The sequence below is a fragment of the Streptomyces boetiae genome (genome assembly GCF_031845405.1).
Lineage (GTDB): Bacteria > Actinomycetota > Actinomycetes > Streptomycetales > Streptomycetaceae > Streptomyces > Streptomyces boetiae.
The window spans coordinates 1-13,068 of sequence record NZ_JAVREN010000045.1 but is presented as its reverse complement, the minus strand read 5'-3'; the positions used below and the strand labels follow the sequence as shown (position 1 = coordinate 13,068).

The 13,068-nt window shown below is 73.6% G+C and carries 11 protein-coding genes, 1 tRNA gene and 3 pseudogenes; 8 read left to right on the top strand and 7 right to left on the bottom strand.

Features of this window, described 5'->3' with window-relative positions:
* Positions 1-2 precede the first annotated feature (2 nt).
* From RM780_RS22655 to RM780_RS22640, 4 genes are all read left to right on the top strand, one after another.
* Entirely contained in the window at positions 3-914 is a 912-nt protein-coding gene (locus tag RM780_RS22655) for a Yip1 family protein (protein ID WP_311632696.1), read from the top strand.
* Positions 915-1,123: 209 nt separating this feature from the next.
* The gene (gene dcd, locus RM780_RS22650) at positions 1,124-1,699 is read left to right on the top strand and encodes a dCTP deaminase (RefSeq protein WP_311632695.1); all 576 of its coding nucleotides are present in this window, start codon (positions 1,124-1,126) and stop codon (positions 1,697-1,699) included.
* An 85-nt stretch (positions 1,700-1,784) separates the two neighbouring features.
* Positions 1,785-3,275 (top strand): ricin-type beta-trefoil lectin domain protein, encoded by a 1,491-nt coding sequence (locus RM780_RS22645; RefSeq protein WP_311632694.1) that lies wholly within the window; start codon positions 1,785-1,787, stop codon positions 3,273-3,275.
* A gap of 289 nt (positions 3,276-3,564) precedes the next feature.
* Positions 3,565-3,638 (top strand) — tRNA-Gly (locus RM780_RS22640).
* A 191-nt stretch (positions 3,639-3,829) separates the two neighbouring features.
* On the opposite strand, the gene RM780_RS22635 is transcribed toward RM780_RS22640, so the two are convergent.
* On the bottom strand, positions 3,830-4,294 hold the full coding sequence (locus tag RM780_RS22635) for a transposase (protein ID WP_311632693.1): 465 nt from the start codon (positions 4,292-4,294) through the stop codon (positions 3,830-3,832).
* Between RM780_RS22635 and RM780_RS22630 the strand changes: the two genes are divergently transcribed.
* Positions 4,263-4,508: a hypothetical protein gene (locus tag RM780_RS22630; RefSeq protein WP_311632721.1), complete on the top strand. Its 246-nt coding sequence runs from the start codon at positions 4,263-4,265 to the stop codon at positions 4,506-4,508. The two genes, RM780_RS22635 and RM780_RS22630, sit on opposite strands and share 32 nt — an antisense overlap.
* Positions 4,509-4,617: 109 nt before the next feature.
* Here the strand turns inward: RM780_RS22630 and RM780_RS22625 are convergent, their stop codons facing one another.
* The 6 genes and pseudogenes from RM780_RS22625 to RM780_RS22600 form a co-directional block, all read right to left on the bottom strand.
* Entirely contained in the window at positions 4,618-4,878 is a 261-nt protein-coding gene (locus RM780_RS22625; RefSeq protein ID WP_311632692.1) for a hypothetical protein, read from the bottom strand.
* A gap of 1 nt (position 4,879) precedes the next feature.
* The gene (locus RM780_RS22620) at positions 4,880-5,275 is read right to left on the bottom strand and encodes a transposase (protein WP_311632719.1); all 396 of its coding nucleotides are present in this window, start codon (positions 5,273-5,275) and stop codon (positions 4,880-4,882) included.
* A 367-nt stretch (positions 5,276-5,642) separates the two neighbouring features.
* Positions 5,643-5,981, bottom strand: coding sequence for a type II toxin-antitoxin system PemK/MazF family toxin (locus RM780_RS22615; RefSeq protein WP_311632691.1), 339 nt, complete (start codon positions 5,979-5,981; stop codon positions 5,643-5,645).
* Entirely contained in the window at positions 5,978-6,277 is a 300-nt protein-coding gene (locus tag RM780_RS22610) for a hypothetical protein (protein WP_311632690.1), read from the bottom strand. Before RM780_RS22610 ends, RM780_RS22615 begins: the two co-directional genes overlap by 4 nt.
* Before the next feature lie 287 nt (positions 6,278-6,564).
* Positions 6,565-6,888 carry a helix-turn-helix domain-containing protein gene (locus tag RM780_RS22605; protein ID WP_311632689.1) on the bottom strand — a complete coding sequence of 108 codons (324 nt, stop codon included), beginning with the start codon at positions 6,886-6,888 and terminating at the stop codon, positions 6,565-6,567.
* A pseudogene (locus tag RM780_RS22600) lies at positions 6,888-7,255 on the bottom strand (type II toxin-antitoxin system RelE/ParE family toxin). The gene RM780_RS22605 and the pseudogene RM780_RS22600 overlap by 1 nt, the downstream one beginning before the upstream one ends.
* A gap of 263 nt (positions 7,256-7,518) precedes the next feature.
* Between RM780_RS22600 and RM780_RS22595 the strand changes: the two are divergent.
* The 3 genes and pseudogenes from RM780_RS22595 to RM780_RS22585 all read left to right on the top strand — a co-directional run.
* A pseudogene (locus RM780_RS22595) lies at positions 7,519-8,538 on the top strand (sensor histidine kinase); the annotation flags it as partial.
* Positions 8,535-9,188, top strand: a pseudogene (locus tag RM780_RS22590) (response regulator transcription factor); the annotation flags it as partial. The pseudogenes RM780_RS22595 and RM780_RS22590, both read left to right, overlap by 4 nt.
* Positions 9,189-9,332: 144 nt before the next feature.
* The gene (locus RM780_RS22585; RefSeq protein WP_311632718.1) at positions 9,333-13,010 is read left to right on the top strand and encodes a CHAT domain-containing protein; all 3,678 of its coding nucleotides are present in this window, start codon (positions 9,333-9,335) and stop codon (positions 13,008-13,010) included.
* Positions 13,011-13,068: the final 58 nt, after the last annotated feature.

The following is a 13,068-nucleotide window of genomic DNA, read 5'->3' as shown; positions in this document are numbered from 1 at the left end:
GCGTGGCCGGTTTCAGAGACGAGCAGGACCCCACCTTTCCGCAGGCGCCCCACCCGCAGGGGCCGCAGGGCTACCAGGCCCGGCGGGGCGCGTACGGGCCGGACCCCTACGGGCCCGGCCCGTACGGGCACCAGGACCCTTACGGCCGCCCCCCGGCGCAGCCCGACCCGTACGGGCATCCGGGGCATCCCGGACAGTACGGCCAGGGTCCCTCCGGCGGCGGTCCCGGCTACGGCGGCCCGGGGTACGGCGGCCCCGGCGGGGCGCCCGGCGGCTACGACCCCGGCCCCACGCTCCCCCAGCCGGGCCCCGGCCCCTACCCCGGCCCCGACGGTCCGGCCGCCGGCGGGCCCCCCGACCCGGGCCCGGCCGCCCCGCCCCTGCCCTGGCGGCGCCTGCTGAGCGGCATCCTCCTGCGCCCGGTCGCCACCTTCTGGCACATGCGGGACTACCCCGTCTGGGCGCCCGCGCTGATCGTCACCTTCCTCTACGGCCTGGTCGCCGTCTTCGGGCTCGACGAGGCCCGCGAGTCCATCCTGGAGAGCACGGCCTCCACCCTGGCCCCCTACCTCCTGGTGACCGGCGTCGCCATGGTCCTGGGCGCCCTCGTCCTGTCCACGGTCACCCACAACCTCGCCCGGCAGTTCGGCGGCAACGGCCACTGGGCCCCCACCGCCGGCCTGGCGATGCTGATCATGACCCTGACGGACGTGCCCCGCCTGGCCCTGGCCATCTTCCTCGGCGGCGCCTCCCCGGCGGTCCAGGTCCTGGGCTGGGCGACGTGGCTGTACGCGGGTGTGCTGTTCACCCTGATGGTCAGCCGCTCCCACGAGATCCCCTGGCCGCGCGCCCTGGCCGCCTCGGGCATCCAGCTCCTGGCGCTGCTGATGCTCATCAAGCTCGGCACGCTGTAACGCCCGGGGCAACGGCCGCCGCGGACGTCTCCGGCGCGCCGCCCCGGGCGTTGCCCCACCGCGGGTCCACCCGGGCCGTTGCCCCGCGCCCGTCACCGCGCCCGTTGCCCCGCCACGCGCCACCCCGGCCGTTGCCCCACCGCGCCCCGCCACGGCCGTTGGGCCACCGCCCCGGCGGGCGACCCCCGCCCCTCCGGTAACCTCGGCACGTGCTTCTCTCGGACAAGGACATCCGCACGGAGGTCGACGCCGGCCGGGTGCGGATCGAGCCCTACGATCCCACGATGGTCCAGCCGTCGAGCATCGACGTGCGCCTGGACCGTTACTTCCGCGTCTTCGAGAACCACCGCTACCCGCACATCGACCCCGCGGTCGAGCAGCCCGACCTCACCCGCACCATCGAGCCGCACGGCGAGGAGCCGTTCATCCTCCACCCCGGCGAGTTCGTCCTGGCCTCCACCTACGAGGTCATCACCCTCCCCGACGACCTCGCCTCCCGCCTGGAGGGCAAGAGCTCCCTGGGCCGCCTGGGCCTGCTCACCCACTCCACGGCCGGGTTCATCGACCCCGGCTTCTCCGGCCACGTCACGCTGGAGCTGTCCAACGTGGCCACCCTCCCCATCAAGCTCTGGCCCGGGATGAAGATCGGCCAGCTCTGCCTCTTCCGCCTCAGCTCCCCGGCCGAGCGCCCCTACGGGACGAACGGCGTCGGCTCGCGTTACCAGCACCAGCGCGGACCCACGCCCTCGCGTTCGTATCTGAACTTCCACCGCACTCAGATCTGAGAGCGTTGCGTGCCCGGGGCGTTCCCCGGGCCCCGGACCCGGAGTAGAACCCGGGGGTACCCGCCCCCGCCCCTCCGGAGTCCCCATGCGCCCCCAGGCCAGAGCCGCGGCCCTGCTGCTCGCCGCGTTCTCCCTCCTCGCCGGCCTGCTGGCCCTCGGGCCGACCCCGGCGTCCGGCAGCCCCGGCCCCGCGCCGCTGCCCGCCGGCCTGGAGGCCATCCGCGCCGCCGAGGCGGCCGAGCTGTACGGCGACCCCGCCGTCCGCCCCCTCGCCGACCGGCGCACCGGCATCATCTCCCTGGGCGACAGCGAGATCTCCGGCGAGGGCATCGGCACCTATGAGCCCCCCACCGACGGCCCCGACAACTGGTGCCACCGCTCCCCGGACGCGGCGATCCACCGCACCGGCATCCCCGCCGAGGTCACCTACAACGCGGCCTGCTCCGGCGCCGCCACCCGCAACATCCTGCGCGACGGCGCCCCGCAGTACGCGGACGAGCTGCTCCAGAGCGACCGCCTGGCCATCGCCGCCCGCAACACCCGCCTGGACACCGTCCTGCTGGTCGTCGGCGCCAACGACGACCTCCAGTTCTCCTCGGTGATGACCGACTGCGTCCTGGGCTGGTTCCTCTTCTGGGAGGGCCCGTGCGCCGGCGACTACGCCCCCGGCTGGCAGGCCCGCGTCGACGCCCTGCGCCCGCGTGTCGAGGCCACCGTCGGGGACGTCCGCGCCGTGATGCGCGAGGCCGGCTACGCCGACGGCTCCTACAACCTGGTCCTGATGTCCTACCCCAGCCCCATCGGCCCCGACTTCCGCGACAACCCGCGCTTCCCCGGCCAGCTCGCCGGGGGCTGCACCGGCCACACCTCGGACGCGGCCTGGGGGCGCAACGCCGCGGTCCCGGCGTTCCAGGAGGGCATCCGCGACGCGGCGCGCAACACCGGCGCCACCTACCTCGACGCCTCCCGCCTCTTCCACGGCCACGAGGTCTGCATGGAGGACACCTGGGTCGCGGGCCTGACGGTCGACCTGCTCAACCCCTTCCCGCCGGACTCCAATTCGGTCCGCCAGTCCTTCCACCCCAACTACCGCGGCCACACCGCCTTCGCGGCCTGCCTCACCCGGCTCGACGCCTCGGGCCTGTCCGAGGCCTCCTGCGCCGACCCCACGGGCACGGGCGCGATCCGCCTCTACCCGGGCGCCTGGGACGACAGCTTCGCGCCCCTGCGCAACGCCGCCACCGGCACCTGCCTCGCCCTCCCGGGCGACGCCACCCGCGACGGAACGGCCGTGTCCGGCGCCCGCTGCGACGAACGCCGCAACCAAGGCTGGTGGCGCGAGCCGCGGTTGGGCACCGTCTACACCGAACTCACCCACGACCGCTGCCTGACCGCCTCCGGCGAGGCCGTCACGGTCGCCAACTGCACCGGCCGCGCCTCCCAGCGCTTCACCCTCACGACCGCCGGCACCCTGACCCCGACGGCCGACCCCGGCCGTTGCGCCACCCTCGCCTCACCGGCGGCACCCCTGACCCTGCGCCCCTGCGACGGCTCCCCGCGCCAGCGCTTCAGCTGACCTGGGCCCCCTCCACCGGCACCGCGCTCCTCAACCGCGCGCACCGCGGACACCGCAGCAACCGCCCCGGCCCGATCCGGTCCGGCCGCAGCTGCTGCATCGGAAACTTCGTCGTGCTGAACACGTGCCCCTCGGCACAGCGGACCACGGTGACCTGCAACGCTTCCCTCTCCCCGACTCCGGACACCAACGCCCGCCCACCCTAGGGGACAGCCCGCGCCCGCTCCTCCCGGCACTCCGGCCAATGCGGTAAGGTATACGCGAACGAGGCGGCCCCCCGGCCGCCCGCGCGGGCGTAGTTTAATGGTAGAACATGAGCTTCCCAAGCTCAGAGCGCGAGTTCGATTCTCGTCGCCCGCTCCACGACAAAGCTCCAGGTCAGCGGCCTGGGGCTTGTTTGTTGTCTGGTCCCCTTCAAGCACCTCGCACCACTTGCGCACCACCTGAGTCCTCGAGGCACTCCCCGAACGGCACGCCGAGGGCGCAGTTACCTGCAAGTTCGATAGGTATCTCATATAATGAGCGACTCTGTCGGGGATCTTGGGATCGAGGAGTCAGTTGTCTCGGCGCCACCAGCGTGGGATGGGGAGGCTGTGTTCTGGAATGCGGTCGCGGAGGCGTGCGTGGCCGCCGGGTGACTGGTGGGCGGCGGCGAGGCGTTCAACGTTGATGGCGATCGCGGTGAGCGTGTGCTGGACATGCGTCTTGGCCAGGCCTTGGTAGCGGCAGCGCCGGACGCTGTGTCCGTTGACGAGTTCGCTCATGGTTCCTTCGACTCCTGCGCGTGAGCCGTAAAGGCGCAGCCAGTGGGCGTCCTGCTGCTGGGAACGGTTGTGAGCCTGGAGTTCGTGCAGGTGTCGGGGCAGGAAGTAGACGGTTCTTCCTTGCTTGGACCGGGTGCACTGGCTCCGTTCGCGGCAGGGGTTGCACTGGTATGAGGCGAATTTGACCATGGTGTAAGGGGCCTGGGAGGGCGCCTCGATCCAGGTGGTGCTGGTCTCGCCTCCCGGGCAGGTCACCCGGCGCTGGTCGAAGTCGATGGTGAAGTCGTCGCGGGAGAAGCCGGCCTGGTCCTGGTCCTGCCGTGATCCGCCGGCCTTGACGGGGGCCGATGAGGGCGACGTCGCGTCGGGCAGCCTGGTCGATCAGGGTGACGGACATGTAGCCACCGTCCGCCAGGGGCTCGGCGGGCAGCAGCCCTCGCCTCTCCAGGCGGTCGTGGATGCCAGCTAGGGCGGTGCTGTCCCTGGTCGGAGGGGTAGTGGCGACATCCGTGATCAGGTTTGCGGTGTCCTCGTCGCAGGTTTCTGTGACATGGACCAGGTGTCCGGCCCACCGGGTGTCACCCCGGCGGGCGAACCGGGAAGATGCGTCGCAATGCCTCTGCGCGCGGTCCGCGCGACCGGCCCGCCAGACGGGTGAGCAGGTGCAGGGCATCGGTGCCCGCCTGCTTCAGGCGGGTGGTCGGGCTGCCGGGCTGCCCGCCCAGCCGCACCGGACGCCCGTAGCGGCCGGCCCAGTCCTCGTCGATGAGTCCTTCCAGCAGATGCGGAGCATCGCGGGCGAGCTCTTCCAGAGCCGCCCGGACTGCTTCGGTGACCATCTCAAGGCGCGTGAGCTCGCGTGCGGCGGCACGGACCTGCGTCGAATCGGTACGCTGACGCCCGCGTTCCCTCAAGCAGGCCGGCCGCCCGCATGCGGTCCAGCGACAGATCGAGCAGACGATCGGCACGGTCGTTCCCGGCCAGCCGGTCGCGGAAGTCGGTCAGGACACTGTGATGGAATCCCGGGTCGTCCAGTTCCATGCCCAGCGCGTACTTGAAGTCGATGCGGCAGCGCACCGCCTCCGCCGCCTGCCGGTCCGACAAGTTGAGCAGGAACTGCAGCACGCACACAGTGGCCAGCCGCGCCGGCGACAGCCCCGGGCGGCCGTCACGCGGGTACCAGGAGACGAAGTCCTCATCCCGCCATAACCCGTCCAAGTGGTCACGCACCCACATCGCGGTGGTGCCCGACGGATTACTCGGGCGGGCCATGCGCGCCGTGAGCGGCGGGACATCCCCGCCAGGGCAGGGACGAACGGACATCAAGATCCCTGGGGCTGACCATCAACCAACTACCTGCAGGGCCCAAGCCTGCCGGACACCCACCCTGACCGACTCCAGAATCCCAAGATCCCCGACAGAGTCGCTCACTCAGCGGATTCTTCACAGCCGACCCGGAGGACGGCATCCACGTCATCCACTGGGGCGAGGCCCGACTGGAACCCGACCGCACTTTTGGGGGCTGCACGCCGAACGTCTTCCCGCTACCGCAGACCCCGTGCTCTGGCCTCAGGGCCTGGCAAGCGCAGGACCGATGCGGGGGTCAGCGCTGGAGGCCGAGGATGACGCGGATCGCGATCTCAACCCCGCGGAGTTCGCCCGGGGCCAAGAGACCCAATCGCTTGCGCAGTCGCGCCTTCGCGACCGTGTGGAGGTCGGCGCAGTTCACGTAGGACTCGGCGTACTTGGTCAGGCCGGAGTCGGGGCCGACCGGGATGTGCGTGGCCCGCGGGCCCGCGGTTCCCGTGATCAGCGCGACCGTTACCGAGGACAGTGGCTCGGCGATGCGATTGACCGTGAGAACAACCACTGGGTGCGGGCCGAGCGGCTGGGGCAGGGCACATCCCCAGACCTCTCCGCGCAAGGGCGTGCCCGCAGTCACCACCGCATCTCGTCGGCCGTCCGCAGCTCGTCCTCGCTCGGCGGGAGGGCTGCGCCGTCCGGCAGCGGCGCCGGCCGCCCCTGGTAGTAGGCCCGGATCTCCTCGGCCGCCCCGGCTTCGGCGGCTTCCCGCACAAGAAGGTGCAACCCTTCGCGGAGGGCGTCGGACGTCGAACCGAGATTCAGCGTCACCATCGCCTGATGCAGGGCTTCCACCTCGTCGGCCTGCAGGCGGACCTGGGCCAGCTTTCCGCGCCTGTGTTCCTTGACCGATGCGGCCATGTCCGTGGTCACCACCCCTCGCACCCCACCCTGTACGACATCTGTCATACGTCGAGTATGCGTCCCCTTTCCGGTCCGGTCAAACGGATCGACTCCCTGGGTGAAAGCCCTCCAGCCGCCGCGTCGTGCCGGGCGCGTGCCAGTAGGCCCGGTGTTTACGCAGGTCAGGCTGCCGATCCAGGCCGTGAGGCCCGGTGATTCCAAGCTCAAAGCGCGAGTTCGATTCTCGTCGCCCGCTCCACGGCAAAGCTGCAGGTCAGCGACCTGGAGCTTGTCTATGGACGAGTCGGTGAGTGCGATGTTCAGGCCGCGCGCGGGGTGAAAGTGACGCGGGAGTCCTCTGCTGTGATTGCCACGTTCAGTGAGCCGTCCAGGGCCTTGGCGAGGCGGCGCAGCAGCGGCAGTGTCGGCACGGTGTCTCCGCCCTCGATGCGCGAGATCTGCGGCTGCGTCATGGCCGCGCGCTCGGCCAGCTCGGTCTGGGAAAGGCCAAGTCCAACGCGGCGGTCGTAGATCGCCTGACCGAGGTCGCCGGCGAGGCGGGCGTCGATGTACTCCTGGTCGTGCTCCACGGTTTCACCAAGAAGCTGCTTGGTGCGTCGCGTCTTCCACTGGCTGTGGTTCATCACGCCTCCTTGACGCGGTCGTAGGTGTGCTGAGCCGGGCCATGCTCGGCCCCGCAGGCTTTCTGGGCCTGGTGAGATCGTTCGATCTCTGCGGCTTCATGCGTCCTGATCTTGCGGAAAACGGTAAGCAGCACGATCCGCCGGCCCGGGCGAGCCAATAGGTGATCCGGACGGCATCGCCGTCAAGCGCCATCCGCAGTTCACGCAGCTTGCCGCCCAGGTGCCGCGAGTACGGCTCACCGAGCGTGGTGGGCTCGGCCAGAAGTCGGTCCGCCTTGTCCTCGACACGACGGTAGAGACGGAACGGGAGCAGTTCCAGCCAATCCCGCACCTCGGGCTCGACCTCGATCACATACCGCTCTGCCATGCACTCAACGATATATGCAATGAACTACATAGTGCCAGTTCATCGACCTGCAGCGGGATGGGTTCGCGGCCTCCACAGCCTCGGGCAATGGCTCCGACGGAAGGCGATGGCCTCGCCGCCCGGGATAGGGGCGGGAGCGGGGCGGCGAGGTCTTCCGCGCTGCCGGCATAGGCTCAACTGGTCCCGCGCCAGTGCCGACAGCAGCCGCGGCGCCGCTCGCAGCACCCCCGCCCTCCGGATTCTGATGCCAGGCACCCCGCGTCCTGCTGGTGCCGCCCCTCGGCCTCCTGCTGAGCCCGCCCGTCGTCGCCCCGGCCGTGATCGCCGCCTACGCGTACGCCCTCCACGCCCGCACGGAACGGCAGGCCGCGGCCGTGGTGTCGTTCGCCTCCGCGGCGCTGTTGCTCGCCGCCACGCCCTGGTTCGAGCACCTGTCGTGGCAGGACGCGAGCAGGATGGGCTCGGTGGCTGCGTTCCCGCTGGTGGCGGGCGTGCTCGGTCGCTCGACGCGCAACCGGCGGGCCTACCTGGCGGCCGTGGAGGAACGGGCGCGGCGGGCCGAGGAGACCAGGGACAGCGAGGCGCGCCGGCGCGTGGCCGAGGAACGCGTGCGCATCGCCCGCGAGCTCCACGACCTCGTCGCCCACCAGATCACCCTGGCGAACGCCCAGGCCACGGTCGCCGCCCACCTCTTCGACGCCCACCTCTTCGACGCCCGCCCCGAGCAGACCCGCCGGAGCCTGAAGGAGTTGGTCGAGACCACCAGCAACGCGCTCGACGACCTGCGGGCCACCGTTGGCCTGCTGCGCCAGTCGGGAGACGCGCCAGCTCCCGCCGACCCCGCGCCTGGGCTGTCCCAACTCCCCACGCTCCTCGGCTCCTTCCGCCGCACGGAACTTGAGGTCTCGGTGGAGCGGGAGGGCGCGCCCAGAGCGCTGCCGCCCGGGGCCGACCTCACCGCCTACCGCATCGTCCAGGAGGCCCTCACCATCGTCACCAAGCACCCCCGCACCGGCCACGCCCGGGTGCGCCTGGCCTGGGGCCGCGACCGCGTCACCATCACCGTGGCCGACGACGGCTGTGGCTCCGGCCCCCGCTCGGCGCCGGACCGTGCGCCCGGCTTCGGCCTGATCGGGATGCGCGAGCGCGCCACCGCGGCCGGGGGGCACCTCTCCGCGGGCGAACGCCCCGAGGGCGGCTTCCTCGTCACCGCCCAACTCCCCCTTCCGTCCGTCAAGTCCACGCCGCCGCAGCCCAACGGCGAGGCGGAGAAGGCGCCGTGACGCTCAGGGTGCTGCTCGCGGACGATCAGGCCCTGCTGCGGGGCGCGTTCCGGCTGCTGCTCGACAGCGCCGAGGACATCACCGTCGTCGGCGAGGCCGCCGACGGCGGGGAGGCGGTGCGTCTCACCCGCCGACTGCGCCCGGACGTGGTCCTCATGGACATCCGCATGCCCGGGGTGGACGGCCTCACCGCCACCTCCCGGATCTGCGCGGACCCGGAGCTGCGGGCCAGCCGCATCCTGATCCTCACCACGTACGAGACCGACGAGTACGTCGCCCAGGCGCTGCGCGCGGGGGCGGGCGGCTTCATCGGCAAGGGCATCGGCGCCGAGGAACTGCTGGACGCCGTACGCACGATCGCCGCCGGCGACACCCTCCTCTCCCCCGCCGCGGCCCGCTCCCTGGTCGCCCGCTTCCTGGCCACACCGGACGCCCCCTCCCACCGCCCCGAACGCCTCGCCGTCCTCACCCCCCGCGAACGCGAGATGGTGGCCCTGGTCGCGACCGGCCTGTCCAAACAGGAGATCGCGGAACGCAGGCACCTCAGCCCCTTCACCGTCCGCGCCCACGTCCAGCGCGCCATGACCAAACTGGACGCCCGGGACCGCGCCCAACTCGTCGTCATCGCCTACCGAACGGGCCTGGCCCAGGGGGGGCAGCGACGACCGGCCCAGTGCCTGAGCGGGCGGAAGGCGGAGGGATGTTGGGGGGAATCCGGGAGGGGGCAGGTAGTTCCCGGTGCGGGCGGTCGGGGCGTGGGACGGTGGGGTCGGCCGGGTGGGAGGGGGAGTCGGATGAGCGGGGGCCTCGCGGGGGTGCACGCCTGGGCGAGTGCTGTCGCGGGGCGGGCCGACGAGGTGGTGAGCCGGTTTCCGCCGGGGTCGGGGGCCGCGCCCGGGCCGGAGCTGGACGACCTCGTGGAGCAGCTGACCACCCTGGAGAGGCTGCTGCCCGAGGACGACAGCTGGCGCGGGCAGGTCGTTCCGCGGCTCGGGATGCTCCTGAGCCTGCGGCGGATGAACGGCGGAGCCCCGGGCGACCGCGAGGACGCGCTGTCGCGCCTGCGCTGGGCCGACCGGCACCTCCCCGTCCACGACGCGGTGGGGATGGGCGCCCGCAGCGCGCTGGTGGCGTTGCTGTGGCAGGACCTCGGGGGCACGTTCGGCCAGAGTGGGGCGCGCGGCGACGTCCTCCCGGACGCCATGCTGTTCGGCGGCGGCGGGAAGGCCGTCCGCGACGCCCGCGCGACGATGGCCGAGTCCGGTGAGGTCATCGACCGGCTCCTCGCCGCGCCCCTGCCGCCGGCCCTGCGGCAGCAACTGGAGGGCGCCCGGCGGCTGTTGGGGACAGCCGCTTTCGGGTTCACCGAGGGCGGCTTCGGCAGGGCCCACTTCGACGCGCTGCGGGACCTGGCCTCGGCCGCTCCCTCGGGCGCCTTCCTCTCCGAGGAGGTGATCCGGGCGGCGCGGACGGTGGTGGCGGAGCCGGCGACGGCCGAGGGGCCGGCCGAGGCCGAGAAGCCCGCCGCGGCGGCCGGGACCGTCGCAGGGCCCGTGGCCGGGCCCGCGAGCGCGCTGGATCAGCTGAGCATGCTGCCCGCCCTCCTCACCTGGATCGAGACCGCCCGGGACGAGGCCGAGCGCGCCAACGCCACCCACGCCACCGCCCTCACCCTCCACGAGCAACTGGGCGCCCTGCGCCCGGACTCCCCGCTGCGCCCGCTGCTCACGGCGATGCTGACGGCCCTCGGGCCCCACCCGGACCCCGGGCAGGAGCCGCCGGGGCAGCACGGCCGACCGGGCGTCCCGCCCGGCCTGGCGTCCGCGCTGGCCGAACTGGAGAACACCGCGGGGCTGTTCGAGGAGCTGATGCGGGCGGCGCGCGAGGGCGAGCCCGAGGGGCTGGAACGCGTCGCGGAACAACTGCGCGACCTGGTCGGCTCGTTGCCGGAGGAGAACCGCGAGGCGCAGTACCTCCGGCTGATGCTCAACAACCTGCCCGGCCTGACCGGGACGATGGTGGGCAGCCTCCAGGACGAGGACGCGTCCGTCGCGATGCTCCGCGCCCTGGAGAGCGACCTCGACCGCGACCCCCGCGGCCCCGTGCCCGCGGCGTCGTTCGTGGGGATCGCCCTCGCGGTCCTGCGGGCCGCCCAGGAGCTGCGGCTCGCGCTCCGCCACGGGGACGAGTCCGCTCTCCCCGCACGGCTGGATGAGCTGGGCCGGCTGCACGAGCAGCTGCCGCCCGACCACCTGCTGCGCCCGGTGACCGCTCAACTCCTGGGCTCGGCCTCCCTTTTCCTCGGCCACCGCGGCGGCGACCCCGACCGGCTGCGGCGGGCCGCACGCCTGCTGCGGGAGCCGTTCGCGGAGGAACAGCCGATGCCGCTGCTCGGCTCCTCCTTCGCGTCGGCGCGGGCGCTGGGCCTGCTGGTGCTGACCCAGGCCGGAGGCGAGGACTCCGCCGACCCCGTCCTGCTCGACGAGGCGGTCGCCGCGGCCCGCGGTGCCCTGGAGAGCCCCGGGCTGCTGCACCAGCAGGAGTCGATGCTGCGCTACGGACTGGGCGCCGCCCTCCACGCCGCCGCCGGGCGCACGCGGGACCGGGCGCGGCTGGACCAGGCGGTGGACGAGCTGAGCCGGGTGCGCGAACTGGCAGCCGCCGGGGAGGACTCGGTCGTTCACCCGGAGGCGCTGGCCGAGCTGGCCCGCGCCCACATGACCCGCTCGCGGCTCACCGCCCGCGAGGAGCCCGGGCGTCCGCGGGCCGACCTTGACGCGGCGCTGGCCGTCGGACGGGAGGCCCTGGCCGAGCTGACGGCCGACGTGCTCCTCCAACTCGGCGCCGAGCACGGCCTGTCCACCGCGCGGAAGGGCGCCATGCTCGCGCAGCAGATGGCCCACTGGGCGCTGGCCGCGCGCCGCGGCCACGAGGCCCTGGAGGCACTGGAGCTGGGCCGGGCCCTGGTCCTGCGGGCCGCCGCCGCCTCGCGGGAGGTGCCGCAGCTACTGGAGGAGCGCGGGCACCGGGAGTTGGCGGACCAGTGGCGCGCCACCGAGCCCCTGGACCTGCTGCGGCCGGACGCGACCGAGGCGTTGCTGCGGACGCAGGCCGACCCCTCCCTCCCGCTGATGCCCAGCACGCTGCGCCGCAGGGCCCTGAAGGCGCTGGGTGCGGGCACCGGCTCCGGGGCTCTCGCGCTGCTGACCGTGCCCGGCTCCGCCCAGGTGGCGGACGGCCTCGCGGCCTGCGGCGTGGACGCCCTGGTGTACCTGGTGCCGAGCCCGCGTGCTCAAGAGCCGGGCCACGCCCTGCTGTTGCGCCCGGGCGCCCCGCCCACCGCCCTCGGGCTGCCCGGACTCGCCCTGGCCGCACCCGCGTTGCGGCGCTACCTCGCGGCGGCGGCCGAGCGGTCCCGGCCGGCCGGCGACGGCGCGGACCGCGCCGAGCGGGAGGCGGCGGACGAGGCGTGGCGCGGCGCGCTGGAGGAGCTGTGCGCCTGGGCCTGGACGGCGGCGATGGGGCCGGTGCTCGGGATGCTGGGGGAGGGCGGCGGCCCCGGCGCGCTCCCCCGGGTGGTGCTCGTGCCCAGTCACCTGCTGGGGGTCGTTCCCTGGCACGCGGCGCGCGAGGGCGGCGCGGAGGCCGACGACGGCGGCCAGGGCGGCCGTTACGCCTGCCGGGAGGCAGTGATCAGCTACGCGCCCTCCGCCGGCGAGCTGCTGCGGGCGGCGCGCCGGGACCGGCTGCCGGTGGCGGAACGGCAGGTGCTGCTGGCCGATCCGCTGCTGAGCCTCGTCTGGTCCCCGATCGAGGTCAACGCCCTGCACGCGGGGTGCTATCCGGGCGCCCTGCGCTTCGGGGAACTCCTCGACGCCGAGCCCGACGCGGCCGGCACGCCCGAGGAGGTGCTGGCCGCGCTCGGGGAGAACGCCCGGCCCGCCGCCGTCCTCCACCTCTCCTGCCACGCCTCCGCGGGCACCAGCCCGACGCGTTCGGCGCTGAGCCTGGCCGGGGAGGAGGAGCTGTCGGTGGCGCGCATCCTGGACCGCGCCGCGCGACGCGCGCCCGCCGGGGGATCGGGCGGGCAGACGGCGGGCGCCGGGCCGCTGGTCGTGCTCGGGGCCTGCGAGACGGACCTGAGCGCCGGGGACCACGACGAGGCGCTGACCCTGGCCACGGCCCTGGTCTCGGCCGGGGCGGCGGACGTCGTCGGCTCCCGCTGGTCCACGCGCGACGGGGCGACGGCCCTGATGATGGCCGTCTTCCACCACCACCTCGCCGCCGGGGGCCTGGCCCCCGCCGACGCCCTGCGCGCCGCCCAGCTCTGGATGCTCGACCGCGGCCGGCAGCCCCCGTCCACCCTCACCGATCCGGCCCTCCGCCGGGAGGCCGCCCGCGGCGACCTGCACGAGCTGCCGTACTGGGCCGCCTTCACCCACCAGGGGAACCCCACGCCCGCGTTGCCCTAGGGGCCGTCCGGTTGCGGGATCAGGGAGCCGGGGCTTGGGTGGGAGGGGGTGGTGTGGC

What these genes read in the sequence shown, in the direction of transcription:
- RM780_RS22645 (WP_311632694.1), top strand. Translation starts at nt 1,785, where the DNA reads ATGCGCCCCCAGGCCAGAGCCGCGGCCCTGCTGCTCGCCGCGTTCTCC.
- RM780_RS22625 (WP_311632692.1), bottom strand. Translation starts at nt 4,878, where the DNA reads ATGGTCACCGAAGCAGTCCGGGCGGCTCTGGAAGAGCTCGCCCGCGAT.
- RM780_RS22620 (WP_311632719.1), bottom strand. Translation starts at nt 5,275, where the DNA reads ATGTGGGTGCGTGACCACTTGGACGGGTTATGGCGGGATGAGGACTTC.
- RM780_RS22605 (WP_311632689.1), bottom strand. Translation starts at nt 6,888, where the DNA reads ATGAACCACAGCCAGTGGAAGACGCGACGCACCAAGCAGCTTCTTGGT.
- RM780_RS22585 (WP_311632718.1), top strand. Translation starts at nt 9,333, where the DNA reads ATGAGCGGGGGCCTCGCGGGGGTGCACGCCTGGGCGAGTGCTGTCGCG.